The 23,833-nt window shown below is 61.0% G+C and carries 20 protein-coding genes; 5 read left to right on the forward strand and 15 right to left on the reverse strand.

Annotated features, from left to right (window positions below; translation table 11 throughout):
- Positions 1-82 precede the first annotated feature (82 nt).
- On the reverse strand, positions 83-1,057 hold the full coding sequence (locus G9X68_RS16545) for a zinc-dependent alcohol dehydrogenase family protein (RefSeq protein ID WP_171603319.1): 975 nt from the start codon (positions 1,055-1,057) through the stop codon (positions 83-85).
- A gap of 50 nt (positions 1,058-1,107) precedes the next feature.
- Here G9X68_RS16545 and G9X68_RS16550 point away from each other — a divergent pair, with 50 nt between their 5' ends.
- From G9X68_RS16550 to G9X68_RS16570, 5 genes are all read left to right on the forward strand, one after another.
- Entirely contained in the window at positions 1,108-1,524 is a 417-nt protein-coding gene (locus tag G9X68_RS16550; protein ID WP_171603320.1) for an acyl-CoA thioesterase, read from the forward strand.
- A gap of 29 nt (positions 1,525-1,553) precedes the next feature.
- On the forward strand, positions 1,554-3,083 hold the full coding sequence (locus tag G9X68_RS16555) for a class I adenylate-forming enzyme family protein (RefSeq protein WP_171603321.1): 1,530 nt from the start codon (positions 1,554-1,556) through the stop codon (positions 3,081-3,083).
- The gene (locus G9X68_RS16560; RefSeq protein ID WP_171603322.1) at positions 3,061-4,266 is read left to right on the forward strand and encodes a thiolase family protein; all 1,206 of its coding nucleotides are present in this window, start codon (positions 3,061-3,063) and stop codon (positions 4,264-4,266) included. The genes G9X68_RS16555 and G9X68_RS16560 overlap by 23 nt, the downstream gene beginning before the upstream one ends.
- A 334-nt stretch (positions 4,267-4,600) precedes the next feature.
- The gene (locus tag G9X68_RS16565) at positions 4,601-5,365 is read left to right on the forward strand and encodes an SDR family oxidoreductase (protein WP_171603323.1); all 765 of its coding nucleotides are present in this window, start codon (positions 4,601-4,603) and stop codon (positions 5,363-5,365) included.
- Positions 5,366-5,414: 49 nt separating this feature from the next.
- Positions 5,415-5,828, forward strand: coding sequence for a cupin domain-containing protein (locus G9X68_RS16570; protein ID WP_138330791.1), 414 nt, complete (start codon positions 5,415-5,417; stop codon positions 5,826-5,828).
- Positions 5,829-5,878: 50 nt separating this feature from the next.
- On the opposite strand, the gene G9X68_RS16575 is transcribed toward G9X68_RS16570, so the two are convergent.
- From G9X68_RS16575 to G9X68_RS16640, 14 genes are all read right to left on the reverse strand, one after another.
- Positions 5,879-7,162, reverse strand: coding sequence for a cystathionine gamma-synthase family protein (locus G9X68_RS16575; protein ID WP_171603324.1), 1,284 nt, complete (start codon positions 7,160-7,162; stop codon positions 5,879-5,881).
- 73 nt (positions 7,163-7,235) lie between these two features.
- Positions 7,236-8,315 (reverse strand): YihY/virulence factor BrkB family protein, encoded by a 1,080-nt coding sequence (locus tag G9X68_RS16580; RefSeq protein ID WP_171603325.1) that lies wholly within the window; start codon positions 8,313-8,315, stop codon positions 7,236-7,238.
- A 1,879-nt stretch (positions 8,316-10,194) separates the two neighbouring features.
- Positions 10,195-10,368: a hypothetical protein gene (locus G9X68_RS16585; RefSeq protein ID WP_171603326.1), complete on the reverse strand. Its 174-nt coding sequence runs from the start codon at positions 10,366-10,368 to the stop codon at positions 10,195-10,197.
- Positions 10,369-11,481: 1,113 nt separating this feature from the next.
- Positions 11,482-12,393, reverse strand: a complete 912-nt coding sequence (locus G9X68_RS16590) for a protein-L-isoaspartate O-methyltransferase family protein (RefSeq protein WP_171603327.1) — start codon at positions 12,391-12,393, stop codon at positions 11,482-11,484.
- Positions 12,394-12,707: 314 nt separating this feature from the next.
- Positions 12,708-13,217: a GNAT family N-acetyltransferase gene (locus G9X68_RS16595; RefSeq protein ID WP_171603328.1), complete on the reverse strand. Its 510-nt coding sequence runs from the start codon at positions 13,215-13,217 to the stop codon at positions 12,708-12,710.
- 149 nt (positions 13,218-13,366) lie between these two features.
- On the reverse strand, positions 13,367-14,437 hold the full coding sequence (locus G9X68_RS16600) for an ABC transporter ATP-binding protein (RefSeq protein ID WP_171603329.1): 1,071 nt from the start codon (positions 14,435-14,437) through the stop codon (positions 13,367-13,369).
- A 20-nt stretch (positions 14,438-14,457) separates the two neighbouring features.
- Complete coding sequence (locus G9X68_RS16605) at positions 14,458-15,978, reverse strand: DUF5060 domain-containing protein (protein WP_171603330.1); 1,521 nt, start codon at positions 15,976-15,978, stop codon at positions 14,458-14,460.
- Between the two features lie 34 nt (positions 15,979-16,012).
- Positions 16,013-16,897: a carbohydrate ABC transporter permease gene (locus G9X68_RS16610; protein ID WP_171603331.1), complete on the reverse strand. Its 885-nt coding sequence runs from the start codon at positions 16,895-16,897 to the stop codon at positions 16,013-16,015.
- Positions 16,894-17,793: a carbohydrate ABC transporter permease gene (locus G9X68_RS16615; RefSeq protein WP_171603332.1), complete on the reverse strand. Its 900-nt coding sequence runs from the start codon at positions 17,791-17,793 to the stop codon at positions 16,894-16,896. The genes G9X68_RS16610 and G9X68_RS16615 overlap by 4 nt, the downstream gene beginning before the upstream one ends.
- Before the next feature lie 93 nt (positions 17,794-17,886).
- Entirely contained in the window at positions 17,887-19,140 is a 1,254-nt protein-coding gene (locus tag G9X68_RS16620; protein WP_077980559.1) for an ABC transporter substrate-binding protein, read from the reverse strand.
- A gap of 71 nt (positions 19,141-19,211) precedes the next feature.
- Positions 19,212-19,856, reverse strand: coding sequence for a dihydroxyacetone kinase subunit DhaL (gene dhaL / locus G9X68_RS16625; RefSeq protein WP_171603333.1), 645 nt, complete (start codon positions 19,854-19,856; stop codon positions 19,212-19,214).
- A gap of 3 nt (positions 19,857-19,859) precedes the next feature.
- Positions 19,860-20,861, reverse strand: a complete 1,002-nt coding sequence (locus G9X68_RS16630; RefSeq protein WP_171603334.1) for a dihydroxyacetone kinase subunit DhaK — start codon at positions 20,859-20,861, stop codon at positions 19,860-19,862.
- Positions 20,862-20,917: 56 nt separating this feature from the next.
- Positions 20,918-22,801 (reverse strand): D-apionate lactonase, encoded by a 1,884-nt coding sequence (gene apnL / locus G9X68_RS16635; protein ID WP_171603335.1) that lies wholly within the window; start codon positions 22,799-22,801, stop codon positions 20,918-20,920.
- Entirely contained in the window at positions 22,798-23,832 is a 1,035-nt protein-coding gene (locus G9X68_RS16640; protein ID WP_171603336.1) for a Gfo/Idh/MocA family protein, read from the reverse strand. Before G9X68_RS16640 ends, apnL begins: the two co-directional genes overlap by 4 nt.
- Position 23,833: the final 1 nt, after the last annotated feature.

Consider the following 23,833-nt stretch of genomic DNA (forward strand, 5'->3'; position numbering starts at 1 on the left):
GACCACCTTGCCGCTGCCGCAGGGATGCTACTCCCGATCCCGCTTAGCCGTCAAAACGTTGTCGCGGGCCTGCTCATGTTCGTTAGGCCAGCAGCACTTTGCCGCCCGTCCGGAACGGAACGGCGGATCGCAGTGCTTCACTGACCTTTTCCAGAGGAAACACCTCCCGCACCTCGGTGGTGATGACCTTCGAGGCGATCTGCGCGGCGACCTCGGAATAGGCCTGTTGGACGCCGCCCATGGCTTGCGAATGTACCCATTCCCGGAGGTGAAAATAGGAAAAGGATATATCGGGATGGGACGCCCAGAATGAATTCGGGATGCTCAGCCCCGAGAGCAGACCGTAATGCACGAAGCGTCCGCCCGGCCGTAGCGCGCTTGCGAGGACTGCGGCGCGCGCACCTCCGACGCAATCGAGCACCGCGTCGAGCCCATGCCGGCCGGCGAGCCCGGCAACCAGATCGCTCTCGCTTTCTTCCCTGTCGATGATGACAGCCTCGACCCGGCCGCGCAGGCGCTCAAGTGATCCTTCGCTGCGGACGATGGCGACCGGCTCGACGCCGGCGGCATTAGCGAGACCGATCAATATCGCTCCGATCGAAGAGGCGGCGGCATTGATGGCGATGCGCATGCCCGGCCTCAGCCCGATCTTGGCATGCAGCATCAACCAGGCCGTCATCGGATTGACGTAGCTCGTCGCAGCCTCGAAGTCGGTGAGCTCGTCCGGAACACGAAGGCACCAGCCGGGATCGGTATCTTTGAATTCCTGCCACCCGCCGGCGCTGCGCACCGGCAGCACGCGTGTCCCAGGGGAAAGTCCATTAACCTCTTCACCGCACTGTTCGACCACTCCGAATGCTTCGAAGCCGGGAATGAAGGGTAATGTCGTGCGTCCGCTATAGGCTCCTGATATGGTTATGATGTCGGAGGGATTGATCGACCGCGCCAGCAGGCGCACCCGGACCTGGTCGTGCTGCAGCGGCGCCAGCGCGGCCTGCTCGAGCTCAACGACGTCCTGGGCCGGGCCGAATTTTCGCACGACCGCCTGATATTGCATTGCATCCCCCACACACTGCGGTTAGATCACCCCGTCGAATTGGTGATCGAATGAGCGTTGACGACAGGCCTTTAGCATCGTTCCGGGTCTCGATGCGAGACATCGACATCTATGGTCACGTCCACAATTCCCGTTATCTCGACTATTGCGAGGATGCGGTCGTCGAGTTCCTGCGGCAACGGCAAATTCTCAGCCATTTCCGTCACACCTCCTCCGGCGTTGCCTATCACGTGAAGAAGGCGGAGATCACCTTTCACAGCCCGATCGACCTTGACGATGTTGTCGAGGCAAAGGTGGACGTGGAGAAAATCGGGCGTACGAGCCTGTCCTTTGCCATAGAGCTCTTTCGCCAGCGCGATGGCGCCCATTGCGCATCGGCGCATTTCGTCTGGGTCTGCGTCGGCCTCTCCGACAGCCGCCCGACGCCCATCCCCGAAGTGACCAGGGCCGCTCTGTCTCCCGGCTGACGGCCGATCATTCAAACCAGCGGGTGTCCATGCCGATCCATGCGCAGCTCCTTCGACATGCAACGGAGGCACCGGACAAACCGGCGCTGGTGATCGACGGGCGCTCGCTCAGCTATGGCGAGCTCTATGTGCGCGCCAAGGCAATTTATCGGTTTCTTCAGGAGCTCCCCCGCTCGAACGGCCGCACGCTCGATCTGCCCGGTGTGGAGAAGCTTGTCGCTCTCAGCCTTGGCAATCATATCGGCTTTGCCGAGTATTTTGCGGCGGCGACCGCTTTCCCGAATGCCTGCGCGGTCATCGACCCGATGATGCCGCCGGAAAAGATCAAACGCATAATCGAGCACCTGGCGCCTGACGTTCTGATCGTCGACGACGATGCCGGGCCGAGCGCCGAAATTGCCCGAAGACTCGGCATTCCTGTGGTCGCTGCCGGAGCGGAGGCTTTCGACCTCGCCGTGGTGGGAAAGGAAGCCGAACTGCCGCTCGATGCCGACAAGATCTTTCTGATCGGCTTCACCTCAGGGACCACCGCCGAGCCGAAGGCCTATTATCGCTCGCGGGAGCAATGGCGCCGGAGCCTCGATCGCGGACGCGTTGTTTTCGAGCTCGAAGACGCGCCCTCGACAATGTGCCCCGGAGCCCTCGCGCATGGCCTGGCGCTCTATGCATTGGTCGAAGCTTTCGATGCCGGCGGGACTTTTCATTCGGTCCGGAAATGGGATCCGGGCGTGGTCGCACGCTCGCTCTCCTCCTGGCAAGTCGAACGGCTGGTTGCCGTACCCACCCATATAGCCGGCATTGCAAGGGCGTGGGCAGGCGAACCCGCTCTGACCTCCCTGCGCGATGTTCTCACCGCCGGCGCAAAGCTTGACAGGAACGGTGTCGAATCCATGCGCTGCCTGTTTCCGAATGCCCGTATCCGCGAATATTACGGTGCATCCGAGCTTGGTTTCATGACGGTCTCGACCCTTGTCGGCGGCGAGATCGATTTTCCGATCGACCGGGTCGGACAAGCCTATCCCGGCGTGGAAATTTCCATCCGCGACCCCGACGAAAACGACGTCGGTACCGATGTGGCGGGAACTATATTCGTCGACAGCGACCTGATCGCGGACGGATATCTCTGGGGCGACGATGGTCAGGCCTTCAGGGTCACTGAAGCGGGAGCGACGGTCGGGGATCTCGGCGAACTCGATGCCAATGGCATGCTGCGGGTGATCGGCAGGGCGGGCGGCATGATGATATCAGGCGGCAACAACGTTTATCCTGCCGAAGTCGAAAGCGCGCTCAAAGCCTGCCCCGGCGTTGAGGATGCCGTTGTCTTCGGGCTGCCGGACGCCTACTTCGGTCAGCGGATCGTCGCCGTCGTCTCGGGAGAGACGATGGACCTAAAAATTCTGGCCGATCATTGCGCGAGCTCGCTCGCCAGGTACAAGATCCCCAAACAATTCTACCATATAAGATCCTGGCCGATGACGAGCAGCGGGAAGATCTCGAGGGGGCAAGTGGAGACATCAGTGGTTTCTGGAGACGATCTTGTCCTACGCCTATCAGCCTGACGAGGATTGGCAGCCGGTCGTGGTTGCCGCGTACCGGTCGCCGATCGGCCGGGCGTTCGGATCGCTGTCGACTGCTGCGGCAGAAGACCTGCTTGCACCGATCATCCATCGGATCGTGTCCGAGACGGGAATTGCGCCCGAAAGCATCGACGACGTGCTGGTCGGCAATGCCGCCGGCGGCGGCGGAAATATCGCGCGGCTGGCGGCGCTGACCGCAGGTCTGCCGATGGCAGTTCCGGGTGTTTCGATCGATCGGCAATGCGGCTCAGGCCTGGAAGCGATCATCACGGCAGCCCGGCTGATCCAGGCGAAAGCCGGCTCGTGCTTTCTGGCCGGCGGCGTCGAAAGCGTCAGCACCGCGCCATGGCGCCTCGAAAGACCAAAGGCGAATGGGATGCCGCCGCGATTTTACGGGCGCGCCCGGTTTTCGCCTGAAGCGATCGGCGATCCGGAAATGGGAATTGCCGCAGAAAACGTCGCCCGTCAGTTCGGCATATCGCGGCAGAGGCAGGATGAATTCTCCCTGCGCAGCCATAGGCTCGCCGTAGCGGCGGCGGAGGCAGGCATCTTTCGGCCCGAGATCGTCGACATTTCCACCGGCCACGGTCTGATCGAACGGGACGAGTGCCCGCGCCCGTCCACATCTCTTGAGGCGCTCGCAAACCTCCGGCCGGTCTTCCTGGCCGATGGTTCGGTGACAGCCGGTAATGCTTGCCCGCTGAACGACGGCGCCTGCCTGGTGCTGGTCATGAGCCGCGCAATGGCGAGAAGTATCGGTATCGAAAAGGGCCTTGCCTTCATCGACAGCGCCGCTGCCGGTGTGGATCCCAACCTGCTGGGCATCGGCCCGGTCGCCTCGACCAGGAAGCTATTGCAGCGTCAGCCCGGGCTCTCGCTCTTAGACATCGATGCCATCGAATTCAACGAGGCTTTCGCGGCCCAGGTTCTGGCATCGCTGGACCAGCTCGCTATCCCTGCCGACGCGATCAACAAGGACGGCGGAGCAATTTCCTTGGGCCATCCGTTCGGGGCCTCCGGTGCAATCCTCGTGACCCGGCTATACAGCCAGTTGATCCGCAACACCCGCGGAAGCTGGGCGCCTAGTGCGACTGGCCTGGCGATGATCGGCATCGGCGGAGGCATCGGGCTTACGGCGCTGTTCGAGGCTGTCAGGCTTTCCTGACGAGACGACGGTATTGCGAGGAGCGGAGACGGCGCGGCATATCCTTCCTCACTGTCTCCTTTCCTCGCGATGACGGATGACGCGAATCGCCTCCGTTTCCGCAATACGGCTCGACCGCAGGGCGAGCGGCCCTACACCTTGGCATAGAGCGACAGCGACTGAGGGAGAATGGTTCAAAGCCGTGATCGAGCGCATTCTCATGCCCATCGGTTCCGGCTGATGAAGCCGCTTGGCTCCGTCACGGTTTCGGCACTCCGAGCAATTCCTGCTCGCCGTCATATCAGTAGGGCAAGTCAACAGAGGAAACTCCTCATAGAGGACAAGGAGACTATCCATGAAAATCGTCGTTATCGGCGGCACCGGCCTCATCGGCTCGAAGACCGTGGAAAGATTGCGCAACAAGGGGCATGACGTATTGGCGGCTTCGCCGAATTCCGGCGTCGACACGATCACCGGCAAGGGCCTGGCGGAAGCGCTCGCTGGCGCTGAGGTGGTGCTCGATCTCGCAAACTCGCCCTCGTTCGAGGACAAGGCCGTCCTGGAATTCTTCCAGACGTCGGGCCGCAATCTGCTCAAGGCAGGGGCCGTCGCCGGCGTCAAGCATCACATTGCGCTGTCGATCGTCGGCATGGAGCGGCTGCAGGGCAGCGGTTACATGCGCGCCAAAATGGCCCAGGAAGAGCTGATCAAGACCTCCGGCATAGCCTACACCATCGTGCACTCGACGCAGTTCCATGAATTCATGGCCGGCATCGCTCAATCGAACACGGTGGGCCAGACGACGCATCTGTCGCCGGCCTATCTGCAGCCGATCGCCTCAGACGACGTCGCCGACGTCATGGCCGAGGTGGCGCTCGCCTCGCCTGTCAACGGCACGATCGAAATCGGCGGGCCGGAAAAAATCCGCCTCACAGACATCGTGACGCGTCTCTTCAAGGCGACGAACGATCCGCGCCAGGTGGTCGCCGATCCGCACGCCCGCTATTTCGGCGTCGAACTCGAGGACAATTCGCTCGTGACCGGCCCCAAGGCGCGGCTCGGCCAGATCCGTTTCGATGATTGGCTCAGCCGTCAGCCGCCGCAGAAAAAGAGCGCCTGACAGCGAAGCTGCGCCTGTCGACCCATTCTATCAACTGAGGAGACCAGACATGCTCAGGAAAATGATCTCGGCAGCGGCCTTCGCCCTTGTCCTTGCCGCCGGTACTCAGGCTCACGCCGGAGGTGGGAAAGCGAAGGTAAGCGTCGTTTTCGACCAGAAGCTTCCCAATGTTCCCGGCAAGAGTATGAAGGCTGTGATGGTGGAATATGAGCCCGGCGGCCTGTCGCCCGGCCATACCCATCCGGATTCGGCCTTCATCTACGCCACCGTTCTCGAAGGGGCAATTCGCAGCGCGGTGAACGACGGCCCGGTGAAAACGTATAAGGCCGGAGAAAGCTTCGCTGAATTTCCCGGCGATCACCACAGCGTCAGCGCAAACGCCAGCGACACCAAGCCGGCGCGCCTGCTTGCAGTCTTCGTGCTGGACACCGACGAGACGGAACTGACGATCGACGACAAGTGACGCCAAGCTCGATGCCCAGCGGCGCCGGGCATCGATTTCCCCGCCGTGTCTCAGGCGGCCTGCAGCGCCAGTTCCAGGTCGGCGATCAGGTCGTCCGGATGCTCGATGCCGATCGAAAGACGGATCGTCGATTCCAGAACGCCGATGCGCTGGCGGACGTCGGCGGGCACGCCGGAATGCGTCATGGTGGCAGGATGGCTCGCAAGCGATTCCGTGCCGCCGAGGCTGACCGCGAGCTTGAAGATCTGTAGCGCGTTCAGGAATTTGAACGAGGCTGGCTGACCGCCGCGGATGTCGAAAGAGAAGGTGGAGCCGGCGCCGGTGCATTGCGCGATGAAGGTCCGGCCGGCCGGCGATTCCGGGTCGTGGTAGGGCAGATAGTGGACCTTCTCGACCTTCGGGTGATCGCGCAGATAGTCAGCGACGGCCCCCGCGTTGCTGTTTGCCCGTTCCATGCGCAGCTGCAGCGTTTCCAGCGAACGGCCGAGCATCCAGCAGGAATGTGGATCGAGCTGGGTGCCGATCGCGCCGCGCAGGGCCTTGATCTGCTTGATCACCGCCTTGCGACCGAGAACGGCGCCGGCGATCAGATCCGAATGACCACCGACATATTTGGTCAGCGAATAGAGCGAGATATCGGCGCCGTGCTCGATCGGCCGCTGGAAGACCGGTCCGAGCAGGGTGTTGTCGCAGACGATGATCGGCATATGGCCCTGTCTTGCTCCAATCATGTCGGCCACGCGTCGTATCATTGCGACATCGACCAGACTGTTGGTCGGATTGGCAGGCGTCTCGATCAGGATGACAGAGACGCGGCCCTTGGCCATCGCCTCTTCTGCCGCCTTTTGCACCGATCCTTCGCTGACGCCGTCGGCAAATCCAATAGCGGCGACGCCGAAGTTCAGAAAAGTCTTTGCCAGCAATGTTTCGGTTCCCCCGTAGAGCGGCTGCGAATGCAGGATCGCATCCCCCGGCCGGACGAAGGCGAGCAGAGTGGTGGCGATCGCTGCCATGCCGGATGAAAACAGCACGCCGCTTTCCGTCCGTTCGTAGACGGCGAGCCTGTCCTCGACGATCTCGCTGTTCGGATGGTTGAAGCGCGAATAGACGAGGCCGGCCCCTTTCCCCTCGGGCGGCTCGCGGCGGCCAGACACATAATCGAAGAAGTCGCGGCCATCCTCGGCTGTGTTGAACACGAAGGTCGACGTGAGGAACACCGGTGGCTTGACCGCCCCTTCCGAGAGTTCGGGATCGTAGCCGTAATTCAGCATCTGTGTTTCGGGATGCAGGGCATGATTGCCGATATGAGTTTTGGAAGGATGCGGGGCGGTCATCATCGTCTCCTGTGCCGGGACTGCAGAAATGGCAGAATACATCAAAACCATATGAGAGGAGCAATCATCGCAGTCAGTTCATAGTCTTGCCCAGAGTGTCCGCGACATAGGCCCCGCGCGATCCCATCGGCAACGGCGTTCCCGTCGTCGTGTCCTTCGCGGTCTGATGCTCCAGTTCGGCGTTCAGCTCCCCTCCGACGATGAGAATGACGACGGAAAGCCAGATCCAGATGAGGAAGCCGATCAGTGCGCCGAGCGTGCCGTATGTCGCGTTGTAATTGGCGAAGTGATCCAGATAGTAGGAGAAGCCGAGGGACATGGCGGTCCAGGCGACGGTGGTCAGAACCGCGCCCCATGTCATCCACCGGAGCTTGGCAGGCTCCCGGCTGGGGCCGAAGCGGTAGACCGATGTAACGGCCACTGCGACGACCAGTAGAAGCAGTGGCCATCGCATGAGAAGGGCCATGTGCTCCTTGAACTGATCGAGCCAGAGATAGGAGAGAACAACCGGCATGACCCCGACGAGCGCCACCATGACGACCGTCAAAAGCATCGCGCACAGGGTGAAGCAGAGGCCGATCAGGTTCAACCGGACAAGCCCCCGCTTCTCCTCTTCTTCATAGGCGACGTTCATCGCGTCGAAGATCGCCAGAGTGCCGCTATGCGTGCTCCAGAGGGCGATGCCGAGGCCGACGAAGAAGGTGATGCCGAGCGTAGCATCGCGCCGATCGACGAGTTCTTTGATCTGATTGGCAAGAAGATCGAACGCTCCTGATGGCATGAGGCCGGCCAATTCGCGAAGATGTTCGGATATGGTGGTCGGATCTGCAACCAGCCCGTAGAGTGATACCAAGGCCGCCATGGCTGGAAACAGCGCCAGCAGCAGATAGAAGGTCACGCCCGCGGCAATCAGCGTGACCCTGTCGGCGAGGATCTCGTGGAAGACGCGCCAGAACACGTCGCGAAGGCCACTGAAGGGAATAGCCTCGGGCGTGCCGGCGCTGCGGCCATGATCGTCACCTGCGCGGCCGGTAGCCGCAGACAGGGCGATCGACCTGCGCTCAGTCGCCTGCATCAACACAAGTGCGCCAATCGCTGCGGCCATCATTGTCGCCGCAATGGAGAATCTCTTGAGGTGAAGCACATCAGGCATGAGCTGGTCTCCGGTCTCGTGCGGAGATAACGCAGGGTGCCGCTAAAGGATGCAAGCCGTTGCTTTCCTGCGGACATTTGATGCAGGCCGTGATCGCCCACTTCTCTAATCGCGTCAGGAAGCAGGGATAGGAACGAGGAAGTGGCATCGCCGTTGCGTCCATAAGTCATTGATATCGCTGCAGTAAAATCCTACTACGGAAGCAAATCCAGACTTTAGTTTCGTTACCGCTGTGGTGAGGGTGTTTTCAACAGGTCTACCGGTGGGGCGGCTTGGCGGCCGCGAAGCGGTAGATTGGCGTGCGGCTCATATCGAAAGCGCGACTTGGACCTGAATTCCACCTGCCGCCATTCGATACCGGCGCCTGTCGGCGACCCGCACCAGCCGATGCGCTGTGCAGCAAGCCCGCCAAAACAATAGCGCCGGTGACAATGGCCTGCAATAGCCGTTTGCGTTATCAACGGGCAAATACCGGATTTGCCCCTGCGATCCGATTGCTTTCGCTCAGCGCGCCTCATGCCAAGCGTCGTCGATACCGAGCCACTGCCCTGCCCGCGGACGCGATCTCGATGGCCTCAGTGGTTGTTTGATAGCGGGGCGGTAATCGGCGGAACGCGCCGCGATCGATCAAGTGGCCACGCGTAGCCAGCCGCGCGGCGAGGAGGCGGGCAAACAACGCGCGCCGCTCCGAACGTCGGCCAGTTCGTAGCCCGGTGTTATTTTGCCGTGGGCGGCCCTCCCCCGGCCGTCACCGCAAGCGCTGCCCGACATCCCGTTCACAAGGCGCTGTAACATCTTCCGACATATCGGCCGGGATGAACGCAGGGTCCTCCACACTGGCTGACAGCGAGGGCTGCCCGTCATCAAATAGCGTGCATCGACGATGGGCGCGGCCCGTCTGACATGATGGCGCGGTCCTGGTGCTACGGCCGGCAATCTCAGGACAAAGCGGGCTCGACGCTGCCGTTCCCCATGCGCGGCTCGCTGCTGCAAGCAGATCGGCGGTAGTCGTCGCTGCGTCAGGTGCGCTGACGGCCCGTCGGTCGATGTCAGCGACCGCCCTTTCGTAACGGGTGGATGCGCCAAAAGAATTTGGTCGTGACCGCCGATCCTCCAAGATCAAAGGACGGCCCCTCCCCTTCCGCGAGGTTCTTCCGCTCGGTCGTATAAAGAACCGGCTGACAGCGAGGCAGCCGTACTGTCGGCCGACTACCACACAAACGCCGGCTTCATGGCGGATGTGCGGCCGACCCTGCGATCTCTCCCAGGCGAATCCGCAAACCCTGGCTGCAAGGCCGAACGTTGCCTGCTGATGCCGTTGTCCGCGGACAACGGGATGGTCAACGTGGTAGCCGCCAGGTCGTTTGCGCATGAACCGGGTTCCGCAGCAATTGGGTTCGCGCAGCTATCGCTGCCGCAGCTACGGCTCTGCCTGACATCTTAGAAAAGCGGTTTCATACGCCCTGCCGAACAGGCGTGGCGTATTCGGCTTCAAGCGTTCCGACAGGTCCGCAATGCCGAAGCCTGCTCCTTGTCTGGCGAGGAGCGGAGCGCCGTCCAGTCGGATTGCCGCGCTGTTGGCGCCGCAGTTACGCATCGAAAGAGAATGCGGCTAGGATACGGGCAGCCGCAACGCCATCGTCTTGCGGCTCTTGCGTCCCCTCAATGGGTCGGCAATCGAGGTTCCTGTCGCTCGACGAAAAGCTGCCTGACTAACGGCAACACGGCCCTCCGGCAGATCGGGTGGCCCTGTTGATTCCACCAACTGAGTTAATCGGAAGGGCCGGCGGCCAGCCCGGTCCTTCGAGGCCCTGCGGGCGCCCCGGCTAAGGGCAGAGAGGGCGGCACGTGGCGGCGGCGAACCCATCAGCCTGTCAGTTTACGATGCATCGATCGGTTGGCTGGTCCAAGCTGTGTCGATTGGTCGGTCTTCCAGAGGCTTGTAGGCCAAGGCCGAAGCCTCGAATGATGCAGCGGATGGCTGACCGCTGTTGTCGCCGTCGTTGGTGACTGGCGCCAGCATGGCGATCACCTTGTTCGATTTCTCGCCCAATTCGGCCGTCAGTCAGGTGGAGGCAATCGAGGCCGCGGTCGATCGGCTGAAGGGTTGGGCAAGGCAGGTCCAGGGCGGGTCGCCGTCGATCATTGCGGAAATCGCCGTTCACGTCCAGCTCTTGGCGCGCCCGCGGTACGATCCCTGGTTCGCGCATCAATCATTTCGTGATGGGGCAGATCGGTTCGCTGAAGGTCGGAGAATTACCTCCGCCGGGATCGCTGCTCGGCAAGTTGTCCGCGGACAACCCTTCGCCCAGTGCCGATCGTGTGCGAGAGGAGATTGTATTTGCCTGGGCGTTCGTCTGCAACATCCGAGCAGCCATAGGCTTGAATTCGCCGCATTGCAACATTACCTCGTGACAGACCGAAGCGCTTAACCCCTCCGAGCCGCTTCGGTCCGACGGACAGCACTCCTCCTCCCAGGCTGTCGGTCACTATCGAAGCCCGGCGCACCTCTCCCGCGCCGGGCTTTTGTCATTCCGGCAGTCGCCGTCGGACGGGCAACGAATCCTCATTTTCCATTCGTGTCGATCCGGTCCTGGCGAGCATGGGCCAAGGCGCTGCCGATCAGCTATGGTGTGGCCGCGGCCGCTTGCTGATTTTTGCCATCGGTCTGAGCGGCTCCTTCCAGGAGGATGTGTCAAATGCCCTGGTCGGATCGCGTCAGCGTTGCGGAAGGAGCAGGTCTGCTGTCGGTGCACCGTAACCCGCGCATGCGGACCACAGATTTAACAAGCCGTCGGCGCTCAATCCCGCCTCGACCCCGCCAGCGTGGCCGTTGCTCGGATCCTTAGCGCCCTTGGTCCGATCATCAAAGATGAAGACCGGCAAATTTCAGCAGCAGGTTTCCCAGCGTTGGATAGGGCAGGGCGCCGGTGGCGAGCTTGCACAGGCTTCGAGATGGCCCAGTTCCGAACGGGCTTTTAGATGTGTTGCCGCCCATGTTTCCTGCGTCAGATGTTTGAGCGTGGTGCCGCATCGTCGGTCAGAAGTGCGTCAGCGGATCAGGTCGATCGAAAGGCAGGATGGCGTCGAGCTCTTTGGCGAGCTGCGCCACATCGCTTTCGTTCCTCGCTCAGATTAGGCAGCCGACTTTCGCGGCGTGGATGGTTCAGGCGTCATCATAACAGAGCGCCCATTGATCGCCGATATACCAGCAGCGCCCTATCCGCGGCGCCGTTTTCCAGAGCAGGCTTTTGACGAACTCGATGCCGCCGCGCCTGAATGCGGCTGTCAGCGCCTCGATCTCGTTGTCATCGATCGACAATCCACCATTGGCGCAGACGAAATAGGCTGTGCTGATCCAACGCGCCGCAAATCCACTCTCGCCGCGCTCAATCCGAAGTGCAGCACCATGGGATGCGTGACGACCGCCCTTCGGCGGTCGGTCCTGGCGCGGTACGCCGAGTGGCAGCACCAGGCGCCCTCCAGGCCGAAGCCTTTCGATCCAGGGTTCCGCGGGCCGCGCGACTGCAAAATTCACATAGATCGCATCCACCTCTTGCTGCGGCCATTGACTGCCGTCGGCGTTGATGACGCTGACATTGGCCCGATCGGCAAGCGCTGTTTGAGCGTGGGCAGCCAGATCGGGATCCATCTCGACGGCATAGACATGACCGGAGGCGCCGACAAGCTCCGAAAGAATGGCGCTGTAATAGCCGGTGCCGGCACCCATATGGGTTATGCGATCGCCGATTTGTATGTCCAGCTCCGCCAGGAGTCGGGCATGCAGCGAGGGACTGCCGTTGTTGACACCTTTTTCGGACTGCAGCGCGAATAGCACGTCCTGATAGGCCAGGACCAAATCGGAGGAGGGGAGGGGACGATACCCGCCGCCCAGATTGGCGATCTGCCATGGCGGAGCACCGAGAAATTTTTCGCGCGGGACGGTGGCAAAGGCAGCTTCGATCCGCGGGTTCGTCGTTGCTGCGGTTGCCGCCACCTGATGGGCGTAAGCGCGGCGGATCACTGCCAGTTCGTCGGCCGTGAACATCGCAGTCGGCATGGGCAAATCTCCCGGCATGGCTTTGATCCGTTTCTTTTTTACGTCCTTGCGGCTCCAAATCCGTCTCTGCCCCGAACGGCTACGCATGAGGGGATGAACTTGTGACGGAAGCTAAAGGTAATTTCTCTTCCGTTATGGAAAACTACGTTGTTACTTCATAAGGTTAATATTCCGCAGGCCGGCAAAATTCAACTTCGTTGCCGCACATCAGAGTGTAGCTGCAAAGAGGCCGCATCGGCTTGTCGGTCCTTTGCAAACAGGCGACGCTGAGCAAGGCTGAACCGGTCCGGTCCTTGGATGCCAAGCACTCCCGCAGCGCCATCGAACAGGTTTCAGGCGTCGGGCATCGTGTGGTGCCTGGCGTCCACTCTGAAACGCTTCTTGATCCTGTCGACGGGCGTTCCATCTTGAAGCGGAACCTGGACCAGCCGGTCATAGGTCTCGAAGCCCATCTTTGTGTAATAGCCAAGGCCGCTGACATTGTCGGCCCGAATGGTCGCATTGATGAATTCGAGCCCGAGCTCTTCCGCTGCGGCTCGGGTCGCGGGGAAGAGAGCGCTGCCGACGCCTGGGGTCCTTGGGTTCAAGCGGGCAAAGGTGGCGATGTCGGCAACGCCTTTCGGCGGGTCGCCGTATAAGCTGAGCGATTGGAAGCCGACGAGCGACTGATCATGCTCTGCAACATGGCAGGCAAGAGGAAACTCGCCGTCGATGAACCAGTCCGCGAACTCGGCAGCCGAAAGCGGCGTCTCGAGTGCGGTGGTTCCGCCGGCAATGATGATTTCGTTCAAAAGACTGCTCAGCTCCTCCGCGTCGGCGGAGACGGCTCTTCGAATGTGCATGTCTTGGCTACCTCGTCTTGAACGAACAGCCTATCGGCGAGATCAGAGATTACAAGTCACCAATTCGCTCCGAAGACGAGGAATCATCAAGAACTGCCGATGCCGTCAAATTCCCGTTCCGCGTTCGACAGACCTGCTGACGGCCTTATTCAGGCATTCAGGCGCTGCTGCGTCTGCCGGTCGAAGAAGTGAACCTTGGCCGTTTCGAAAGAAAGCTTCACCGGCTGTTCCGGCACCAGTTCGACCCGTTCGCGAACGACCCATGTCAGCTCCCTGCCGTCGAGTTCCACGGCGACATGGGTTTCCGATCCCGTGGGTTCGACCACTTTGACCACGGCATCCACACCGTTTTCGCCACCGAAGGTGATGTCTTCGGGACGAATACCCAGTGTCAGCGGTCTGTTGGCGGAATTGGCTGGAGCCCGCGAAAGCGCTACGCGTGACCCACCCGGCAGCGACAAAGCCGGGTTGCCTGCGCCCTCAAGAGTTCCCTCAAGAAAGTTCATCGCGGGGGAGCCGAGGAAGCCGGCGACAAAGATATTGCGCGGTCGGTCATAGAGCTCGAGCGGACTGCCGATCTGTTCGACGCGGCCGCCGTGGAGCACGACGATCTTGTCGGCCATGGTCATGGCTTCGATCTGGTCGTGGGTGACGTAAACGATCGTGGTCTTCAGGCGCTGGTGCAGAGCCTTGATCTCCGCCCTCATCTTCACGCGCAGTTTCGCATCCAGATTGGAGAGCGGCTCGTCGAAGAGAAAGACTTTCGGATCGCGAACGATGGCCCGGCCCATGGCGACGCGCTGCCGCTGTCCGCCCGACAGCTGAGCCGGCTTTCGATCGAGAAGCGGCTGCAATCCGAGAATCGCTGCAGCCTCCCCGACCTTCTGTTCGATTTCCGGCCGCTTGACTCCGGCGAGCTCGAGCGCAAATCCCATGTTCTGGGAAACCGTCATCTGCGGGTACAAAGCATAGTTCTGGAAGACCATCGCGATATCGCGATCCTTCGGCTGCAGATTGTTCACGACCCGGCCGTCAATGCTGATTTGACCGGCGGTGATATCCTCGAGCCCGGCAATCATGCGCAGCAATGTCGACTTGCCGCAGCCGGAGGGGCCGACGAGAATGGTAAATTCCCCGTCGGCGATCTCGACGTCGACACCATGAATGATATCGACAGTGCCGAAGGATTTCTTGACGTTTCTGATGCTCAAGCCAGACATTTCGTACCCCTTGTCATCTTTTAGCGCTTCCTGCGCACGCGCAACGCCTGGTACGGCTTGCGCGGAATTTTCACGCCAAAGGCAGCGTCCGGCTTGCCGCCGCGCACGACCGATCCATGGCGCGTCGGATGCGGAACGGGAGCCGCCACCTTCTCCACCGGCGTGATCGTCATCTCCCATGTGTCGATGAGATCGACATCATAATCGTCACCGTCGACGGGCAGGCCCGTGGACCAGATCACCGGCTGATGCTCGCCGAAATAAATCAGGCGGAAATCGCCGTCACCGTCGCGCGCGCCCGACACGCGAGACCAGGGCCATTCGCCGATGATGCCCAGCGGCTCGAGGCCGTGCTTGACATCGGCTTCCAGAAGGTCGCGGAGGAAGGCGATGCGCTTCCACGCTTCGCCGCGCAGTTCCCCGCCTTTGGCCCACCAGATCAGATCCTCCGGATGGGAATAGGTTTCGCCATGGCCGGCATAGCCGCCGCGCGCCATCGTGATCCAGAAGCGATGCACGAGCTCCTGCGCATTGAGATTGCCCCATGACTGCAGGATGTCGCCCTCATATTCGGGCTCGTCGTTGACGACAGGCTTGCCGTAGGCATCGCGCCATTCCTGCGTCCGCTTGACGTCAGGGTTTTGAATGCAGGTGTGCGTCACCCAGGGCTTGCGATGATCGAAATTCGCCGTCACGTCGCCATTATGGATGGAGCGCAGGTGCTGGTAGGGGTCGTTCTCTTCGAGGATGTGGAAGTAGCGATCCCACTGCTCCATCGGCTTCGTATCGATGAGAAAATCATATTCATTGGCAAGCGACCACCAGACGTTCCGGTAGGCGGCGAGACGAGCGGCCAGATATTCGACATAGCGAAAATCCTGTTCGGCCGACATGTCGGCATAGCCCCACCGGTCGTAAGGGTGGAAGATGATGATATCGGCTTCGATCCCCAGCTGGCAGAGCGCTGCGACCTGCTTCTCGAAGTGCTGGAACGAGGCGGGGTTCGGGCGGTCGAAGTCTTCCCTTCCGTCCGCCCCGCGTTCGAAGCAGGCGTGCAGCGGCTCGTTGACATTGTAGGGATAATCCTTCGGAAACACGCCCATCCGCATCTTGTTGAAGCGGGCCTTCTTGAGGGTTTCGAGGGTCTGCTTCTGCATGTCGAGCGGCTGGTGCGTCCAGGCGTAGCAGGTCGTTCCGAAGGACAGGAACGGGGTGCCGTCCGCATAGGCGAAGTGGAATTTGTTGCGCACGCGCACCGGGCCGTGATTGCCGGCCGAAGGCCCGGTCGCGGTCAATGCACCGGCCTTGCCGTCGAGTGCAGCAGTCTTGGAACGGGTTAGAAAGGACCATTCGCCTTCGCTATCCGGCATGAAGCGGATACGGTAGGTTCCGTTGCCGTCATAGAAACCCGGCACGCGGACTTCGCGGCTCTTATGGGTGAACACGGCATCGAATGCCACGTCGAGATAGGGATTGCCGCCGGAGGGTCCATCAAAGGAGGCCTCGAACACGCCCCATTTTTCGACTGTTGCATCAGACATAGAATATTCTCCTCGTGAAATGCTTTTCGTGGCCCTAGCCTTTGACGGCACCGGAGGTCAGGCCAGAGACGAAGTAACGCTGGAAGATGAGATAGACGATCGTTGCCGGCAGGACGGTCATCACGATGGCCGCATTGAGCTGGCCGTAATTGCTCGAGAACTGCCCCTGAAACGACATCAGGCCGAGCGGTAGGGTCCACATGTGCTGATCCTGGAGCAGCACCAGCGCCATGGCGAATTCGTTCCAGGTGGAGACGAAGTCGAGGATGAGCAGTGCCGCGAGCACGGGCAGGCACACCGGCAGAAAGATCCGTCTGAAGATGATGAAGTGGTTTGCGCCGTCGATCAGAGCTGCTTCCGACAGCTCCTTGGGAATGCTCTTGAAGAAGCCGTGCAGGATAAAAACCTGATAGGGAACGCCGAAGGCGATGTAGGGCAGGATGACGCCGGGGTAGGTGTCGATCAGGCCGAACGAATTGACCAGGGTGAAGAGCGGCGCAAGCATCACCTGGAAGGGGATCATCGTCCCGAACACGACGAGCAGCAGCAGGGCCTTGGTGATCTTCAGCTTGATCTTGGCAAGGGCATAGGCGGCCATCGCCGAAAGGAACAGCCCGAGCGGCACCTTGATGACGGTTATGATGACGCTGTTGAAGAAGGAGTTTGCGAAGTTGCCGCGGCTCCATGCGGCGCTGTAGTTTTCGAAAGCAAGCTCGGTTGGCGGCACGAAGGCGCCCGTGCCCGTCACCGCCGCCGGCGTCTTCAAGGAGGTGAAGACGATGAAGACGAATGGCGCGACCCAGACGAGCGCCACGATAACAAGCGTGATCCAGAGGCCGATCAGAATCGGATCCCGCTTCATCGACGATGGTTCGACCTGCAGATGCACTGCGGTCTGGTCGGTCGGTACTGCTGTCACGATTCAACCTCCTCGTGCTTCTGGGTCCATTTGAGATAGGGAATGACGACAGCCATGGTGATCAGCAGCAGCACGACCGAAATCGCTGCACCTCGTCCGAAATCGAAGATCTGCATCGCTTGCGTGAATGCCCAGAGCGCCAGCATCTGGGTGGACTGGGCCGGCCCGCCGCCGGTCAGGCCATAGACGATGTCGAAGGCCTTCAGGGAGGAGATGACGGAAAGGACGAGAACGATCGTGATCGTCGGCCGCAAGGCCGGCAATGTCACATGCTTGAACACCGCCCAGCGGCCGGCGCCATCGATGCGCGCTGCCTCGACGAGCGTCTGAGAGACATTCTGCAGGCCCGCCAGGAACAGGACCATCGAGAAGCCGACCGTCTGCCAGAGATAGGCGACGAAAACGGAATAGAGGGCGATATCCCTGTTGCCCAGCCAGTCATTGATCCAGCCCTGCATGCCCCACGAGGTGAGCAGCTGGCTGAAAAGGCCGAAGAACGGGTCGTACATCCACTTCCACATTGTGGCCACAGCGATCGGCGCGATGATGACCGGCAGATAGAAGATGGCCCTGAGGCCGTTGCGGCCGAATATCTTCTGATTGAGACTGAGCGCCAGCAGCAGTCCGATCATCGGCGGAAAGATCAGGCTCATCAAGGTCCAGATGACGGTATTGCGGAAGGCAACCCAGAAGACAGGATCTCTCGTGAAAATCGCCGAGTAGTTTGCAAGCCCTACAAATTGCCGCTGCGGATCCAGCCCGTTCCATTTCTGGAAGCTCAGAATGACGACATTGAGCATCGGATAGAGGGCGAAGACGGCATAGATTGCCAGGGCTGGCACGAGCAGGATGAGCGCTTGTACGCGCGGATCATGTGTCGATTGTCGAAGTGACATGCTTTCCTCCTGGCAGTGAAGCGGCTGCCAGCTGATGAAAGAATGTGCCGGTCGATCGACAGCTGGGTCGATCGACTGGCACCTCGGGAGGAATCAGGTTCTGCTTGCGATAAAGCTCTGCAGCTGCTTGGCCGCATCGGCCGGCTCGGTGTTGCCGGAAGCAACATCGTTGATGACCCGGAAATACTCCGTCGTGACGTCGAGCGGGAAAGCCTGATCGCCGTTCATGTACACTTTGCCGTATTTCTGGAAGATCCCCAGCCATTCCGCCTCGAGCGGCTTCTGGTTGGCATATTGTACGTTCTTGTTGACGGAGGTCGAACTCAACTGGCCGAGCAGATCCTGCTGGACCTTCGTCGAGAGGAAGTAGTCGAGGAACTTCGCCGCTACGTCAGGGCTCTTGCTCTTGGTGCTGATGTAATTGTACTCGGCGAAACCGTAGAGACGGTCGGTGTTGGTCGGGAAGGGGAAAATGCCGTAGTCGTCGAGATTGGCGCCGGAGCCGTTAAGCTGGCTGACCAGCCAGTCGCCTTCGAGCATCATCGCCGCGCGGCCTGCGGTGAAGAGGCTGTAGGACTGTTTGTTGTCGATGCCCATGAATGGCTGCAGCGTATAGTCCTTCGTCCACTTGGCAAACTCCGCGAAGGATTCCGTCGCGCAGGGTTCCTTGGTCCAGTCCAACGTCATCGCCTTCAGCGCATCGTGCTTTTCAGCACCGCACTTCGTTTCAAGGATGACGTCCATGAGGCGCATGACGTGCCAGTTGACCGTGCCGCCGAAGGTGAAGGCAGGGATGCCTGCAGCCTTCAGCTTATCGGCCGCGGCAAGGAATTCGTCGTAGGTTTTCGGCTCTTCCTTGATGCCGGCCTGTTCGAAAAGCTTCTTGTTGTAATAGACGGCCTCACCCTTGAAGGTGAATGGCACGCCGTGCTTGCCGCCGGGGTAGAGGTCGGCAAAAGCCGCTGCCGAGGGCAACAATTCGTCGCTCCACTTATACTCGGCATAGTATTTGTCGAGGGGCAGGGACAGACCGGCCTTCACATATTCGCCACCGAGGCCGAGGCCGGCCCAGCTGAAATAAATGTCAGGCCCCTTGTCGGAGCCGGCAGCGACGCGCAATGCGGTCTTGTGCTCGTCGACGGCGCGCTGGACGATCTCGACATGCGTTCCCGGGTTTGCGGCTTCAAAATCTGTCGCCACCTTCTTCAGAGCTGTATTGGCAGCATTGTTGTCGAAGTTGAGGGTCCAGAGCGTGATGTCTTCAGCAAGAACCGGCGTGGCCGATAGTGACGCCACGGCAATCGCAACGATGCTCGCAGTTTTCAATTTCGCAGAAAGGGTCAGCATTACCGTCCTCCTCTTGTAAAGCCGGGCCCCTTGTTGCAGATAGTCATTGACATGTCAACTGGTATGATGAGCTAACCATCGTGATGTTGGGCAAATTTGGCCATCGCGGCGATGATGATGAGGGCCGAGGCGGCGCCGGGATCGATGTGCCCGATCACACGGTCCCCCAATCGCGAAGCCCGTCCCTTGGCTGCCATCATGCTGCTGGTCGCTTCGCAGCCTGCGCGCGCTGCCCGCTCGGCCGCCTCGAAGCATTGGGGGAGGGGCTTTCCCGACTGCCAGGCATCGAGTGCCGCGTCAGCCGCCGGCTTCCAGGCGTCAACCATCGTCTTTTCACCGGGTTCGGCCTTTCCGCGTTCCTGGATTCCCTGCGCCATTGCCGCAAAGACGCGCAGGAAATCATCATCGCTTAATACTTGCTTGTCCTTGGCGGCCGCTCCGGCGCGCATGAAGGCCGTGGCATATAACGGGCCCGACGAAGCACCGACCGCATTCAGGAAAGCCTTTGCCGCGACGTTGAATGCGGCTGTCGGGGCGATCTCGGCGTCAAGCTCGCCGACCGCTTTCGCAGCCGCCTGGCAGCCCGCATCCATGGCAAGGCCGTGATCCCCATCGCCAATGGCACCGTCCAGTTCGCAAAGTTGATCTCGTGCGGCCGCGATATCCTCGGCAATTGCGGCAAACAAGCGCTGCAGATCTTCGGTCGTAAACGTCATTGATCACCTCGCAAACATCGCGCAATCACAGGGGTGGTCGATCAATCGCTGAAGCTCGTCGTCAAGATGCATGACCGTGATCGACGCGCCGGCCATTTCGAGCGACGTGCAGTAGTTTCCGACGAGCGACGTATGGAGGATGAGCCCGGCATCGTCGAGCCGGGACTTCACGCGCCGCATCATGATGTAGAGTTCCATCATCGGGGTCGAACCCAGCGAATTGACGAGTACCGCGACACGATCGCCCCGGTCTGCTTTCATCTCCCGCAGAATGCTGTCCATGAGTTCGTCGGTCACCGCGTCGGCCGGCTTCAGCGGCTCGCGCGCCACGCCAGGCTCCCCATGGATGCCCATTCCGATCTCCATCTCGCCTTGGCCGATCAGGAAGTTTGGCCGGAGGGTCTGGGGCAGCGAACAGGGCGAGAGCGCCACACCCATCGTGTAGGTTCGCGCATTGGCATGGCGGGCCGCGCGCTCGACATCGTCAAACGAATAGAGAAGATCGCAGGCCGCGCCGGCGGCCTTGAAGATGAAGACGTTGCCCGCCACGCCACGTCGCTTGTCCCGCTGATCGGCAGGGGCGGACGCCACATCATCCGTGGTCAGCACGGTGCGCACCTCGATCTCATCGAGCGCCAGCATCTCGGCAGCCATGTCGAAGTTCATCACGTCGCCGGCATAGTTGCCATACATGAACAGGACACCGACGCCACCGTCGACCGCCATGGCGCAGGCGATAATCGGATCGGGCGGCGGCGAGGCGAAAACATTGCCGATCGCGGCCGCATCCGCCAGGCCCTTGCCGACAAACCCCAGAAATGTCGGCTCGTGCCCGGATCCACCGCCGATGACCAGCCCGACCTTGCCCCTGCGTGGCCCGTCTCTGGCAATGATCGCGCGGGGCATGTCTACCGCATAGAGATGGCGCGGATGCGCCGCCAGGATCCCTTGCAGCATCTCATCGACGGCATCTGCGCCGGAATTGATAAGCTTCTTCGTCTTCACGTCGATCCTCCCGAGAGCGAGTTCCGATCTCATAGATGCAGCTGCACTGCTGGAGGTCAATCCGCCAGCGCGTGGTGCTCCAGCGGCAGGACGGCGACAGCCAATGGGGCAAGCAGCAGATTCCCGCTTGAGTCCTTGCCGGTCGGCCCGCATGCGCCGCAATCGACCTTTCGTTCTTCGCTCGTCAGATTGACGACGTAAAGCCTGGCGCCTGTAGTATCCCTTTCAACGAAAGACAGGACCTCGGAGGGCGAGGAGGAGACGCATTCCCGCCAGGTTGCACCAGCCAGTTGACACAGAGTCCGCACCGTATCGAACAGCGGACGACGCCCGCCTTGTTCGGTCGGTTCCCCCGGACCGGCGATCAGGCCGAACGGACCGGTCAAGGCTGATAGCGTCAGGCATTCCAGACCGGCATCCAGCACTCGTATCGCGTAGCCAAGCGCGAAGGCCTCCGCGAAACGTCCATTGTGACGTGGGTCGCGATTGGCCATGGGGATGCGTGCGCGCACCGGATTGTCCATCGTGCGGCTACCATAGGGATTCTGTCGCATCGGGATCGTCGATGGGCCGATCCGGTAGGGCTTGTCGCCATATATCGCACGCACCGACCGCGTGATGAAGGGCAGTGCTTCCAATGTCTGCATGACGCTGAGATCGTCGGCGGCGTGCACGATCGGGTTGGTGCAGTGGCTGACGAAGTCGAGTTGTCCGTCTGGGACACGCTTCCGGTTGAGTTCGGTGAAGTAGCTCAGCATGCCGCCGCCGATGCGAATGCCGGGAAAGGCGGCGCGGGCAGCTGTATAGACCTCATCCAAGGGCGGGCAATCCGGCCATGTGCTGCCGGGCGGCGTCGATTGCCGGTCGACGGATGGCGAGATCATGATCGCATCCGGCCTGAATTCCGCCAGTTGCATCTGGCGGGCGATCTCGGCCGCCTCGCTAGACGGTGACGATTGGCAGGGAAGGGCGATCTCCAGCGTCGAGCGGCCGCGATGGACTGTTGCGATCGCAGCAAACCGCCTGAGCGCGTCGACGCCGTGCCCGGCACTGGGGTCGAAGTGGAAAAGGAGTTCCTGGGGAGCGATCTCCGACAGAACGGACTTTGCCGACAGCGTCGCATCGGCCTCCTCGGGTGTAACGATCACGCCGATATCAGGCATGGTGCCGGTTCGCGCCCCGAGTTCAAGTTTTATGGCGCCGCCTGACGCCGCAGCTGGAGGATGCCGTGTGGCGTCGCGTGCATCTTTGATGATCAGCGACGTCCTTTGCTCAACGGGCTGATTGGCGGCAATCTGGTAGGGCCAGGGAAGGGCGAGCGGTCTGACATAGGTCTTGTAGGATGCGTCCGACCAGTTCCTCTGATCTTCCATTTCAAAAGTGTCGCCCTCCATCCGGCATTCCGCCTGAACATCAGGCATGACCGCGTGGGTGATGGCGCGCATGTCCTTGAACGGCTGCCAAGGCTCGATGACATCGGGAAACCGAGTTGCCATTATCCGGCCGTCGACATGCTCGACCGTTGCCGGCGAGCCCGCCACGCCGACGATCGGATGCAGGATGCAAAAGCCGCAGCGATTGGTCTCGAAGCCGGTCTCTGTGTTGGCTTCGGCCTCGAAGTCGAGCCGGTCCGCATTTCCGGTGATGCGAACATCGATGATGAGTTTGGTATCATCCGGTCCCTCGCAGCAGGCGCGATAGGCGACCGCGAAACGATCGTCACTCTGCTCGATCCGGAGATTGACAATTTCGGGGCTGTAGGTGCCCCAGTCCCGGTCGCGAACGAGGTATGAAATCGCTCGCAGCACTTCGGTGCCATCGTAGCGGATGGTGCGGAGGTTGCCATTGGTGAGATCGGCTTCCAGTTTTCCGGCTCTCAGGCGAACCGGCGGCGTTTCGACGAGGCGAGTGCCGTAGAGCTGGAACGCATCGACCGTCATCGCAGCATCGCTCCGACGTCGATCGTCTGTCCCCTGGCCGCGCTGTCATAAGCGGCCTCGACGAGCGCGAAAGTTTTCAGATTGTCGGCCCCTGATGTCGAGTGTTCGCCGCCGCGCTCCAACTGATCAACCCAATGCTGCTGGATCGCGTAGACGCTCTCCTGGATGTTGTGCCAGGGCCGCGAGGCCCATGACAACAGCTTCGGCGATACGTCAGTGGTGGTGGTGCCCTTGGCGTTGGTGATTTCCAGGCCGTAACCCTGGGGCAGGCGGATCGTGCCCTCAGAACCGTCGAGCTCGATCAAGGTCTCGGGGAATGGCTCCCTGGAAAGCCTGGTGGCGTAGCTGACGTCGACGACCGATGTGGCGCCGTTTTCGTGATCGAGCAGAATGGTCGCGACATCCTCACCCTTGATGGCTGGATTGACCCGCTTGGTGCGGGCCGTGAGCGAGCGAACGTCACCTAGGATATAGCGGGCGATGTCGAGCGTATGGATGCCGAGGTCTTCGATGATGAACCGCTCCCCTTCGGCGAGATAGGGCTGGCCGGAAAAGACGTCGTAGGCCGAACGGAAGGAGAAGCGCCCCCAGAAGGGCGTGCCGATCGCATCCGCATCCAGCGCCTTGCGGACCGCCTGGATGGGCGTCTGCCAGCGAAAATTCTCGTGCACCATCAGCGGTATGCTGGCATTGCGACACGCCTCGACCATGGCCTTCGCGTCGGACAAGGTCTTGGCGAACGGCTTCTGGCAGATGGCCGGCACCTTGTTCGCAGCCGCCAATTCGACGAGAAAGCGGTGGCTTTGGACCGTCGTGGCAATGTCGACGAAATCAAAACCGCCATCGGCGAACAATGCCTCGGCATCGCCATAGCGACGATCGATGCCGAACTGATCGCCAACGATCTTCAGCCGCTCCGGGTCGCGGTCGCAGATCGCCACGATGCCGGCACCTCGAACGTCGTTCCAGGCATGCATCTGGTTGATCGCAAAGAAACCGCAACCGATCAAAGCCCCTTTCAATTCCGTCATC

The organism is Rhizobium changzhiense, assembly GCF_013087625.1.
Taxonomy (GTDB): Bacteria; Pseudomonadota; Alphaproteobacteria; order Rhizobiales; family Rhizobiaceae; genus Rhizobium; species Rhizobium sophorae.

Excerpts from the sequence above, each read along its gene's own strand:
- G9X68_RS16545 (WP_171603319.1), bottom strand. The coding sequence starts at position 1,057 with ATGCAATATCAGGCGGTCGTGCGAAAATTCGGCCCGGCCCAGGACGTC.
- G9X68_RS16550 (WP_171603320.1), top strand. The coding sequence starts at position 1,108 with ATGAGCGTTGACGACAGGCCTTTAGCATCGTTCCGGGTCTCGATGCGA.
- G9X68_RS16555 (WP_171603321.1), top strand. The coding sequence starts at position 1,554 with ATGCCGATCCATGCGCAGCTCCTTCGACATGCAACGGAGGCACCGGAC.
- G9X68_RS16565 (WP_171603323.1), top strand. The coding sequence starts at position 4,601 with ATGAAAATCGTCGTTATCGGCGGCACCGGCCTCATCGGCTCGAAGACC.
- G9X68_RS16570 (WP_138330791.1), top strand. The coding sequence starts at position 5,415 with ATGCTCAGGAAAATGATCTCGGCAGCGGCCTTCGCCCTTGTCCTTGCC.
- G9X68_RS16575 (WP_171603324.1), bottom strand. The coding sequence starts at position 7,162 with ATGACCGCCCCGCATCCTTCCAAAACTCATATCGGCAATCATGCCCTG.
- G9X68_RS16580 (WP_171603325.1), bottom strand. The coding sequence starts at position 8,315 with ATGCCTGATGTGCTTCACCTCAAGAGATTCTCCATTGCGGCGACAATG.
- G9X68_RS16590 (WP_171603327.1), bottom strand. The coding sequence starts at position 12,393 with ATGCCGGGAGATTTGCCCATGCCGACTGCGATGTTCACGGCCGACGAA.
- G9X68_RS16595 (WP_171603328.1), bottom strand. The coding sequence starts at position 13,217 with ATGCACATTCGAAGAGCCGTCTCCGCCGACGCGGAGGAGCTGAGCAGT.
- G9X68_RS16600 (WP_171603329.1), bottom strand. The coding sequence starts at position 14,437 with ATGTCTGGCTTGAGCATCAGAAACGTCAAGAAATCCTTCGGCACTGTC.
- G9X68_RS16605 (WP_171603330.1), bottom strand. The coding sequence starts at position 15,978 with ATGTCTGATGCAACAGTCGAAAAATGGGGCGTGTTCGAGGCCTCCTTT.
- G9X68_RS16615 (WP_171603332.1), bottom strand. The coding sequence starts at position 17,793 with ATGTCACTTCGACAATCGACACATGATCCGCGCGTACAAGCGCTCATC.
- G9X68_RS16620 (WP_077980559.1), bottom strand. The coding sequence starts at position 19,140 with ATGCTGACCCTTTCTGCGAAATTGAAAACTGCGAGCATCGTTGCGATT.
- dhaL (WP_171603333.1), bottom strand. The coding sequence starts at position 19,856 with ATGACGTTTACGACCGAAGATCTGCAGCGCTTGTTTGCCGCAATTGCC.
- apnL (WP_171603335.1), bottom strand. The coding sequence starts at position 22,801 with ATGACGGTCGATGCGTTCCAGCTCTACGGCACTCGCCTCGTCGAAACG.
- G9X68_RS16640 (WP_171603336.1), bottom strand. The coding sequence starts at position 23,832 with ATGACGGAATTGAAAGGGGCTTTGATCGGTTGCGGTTTCTTTGCGATC.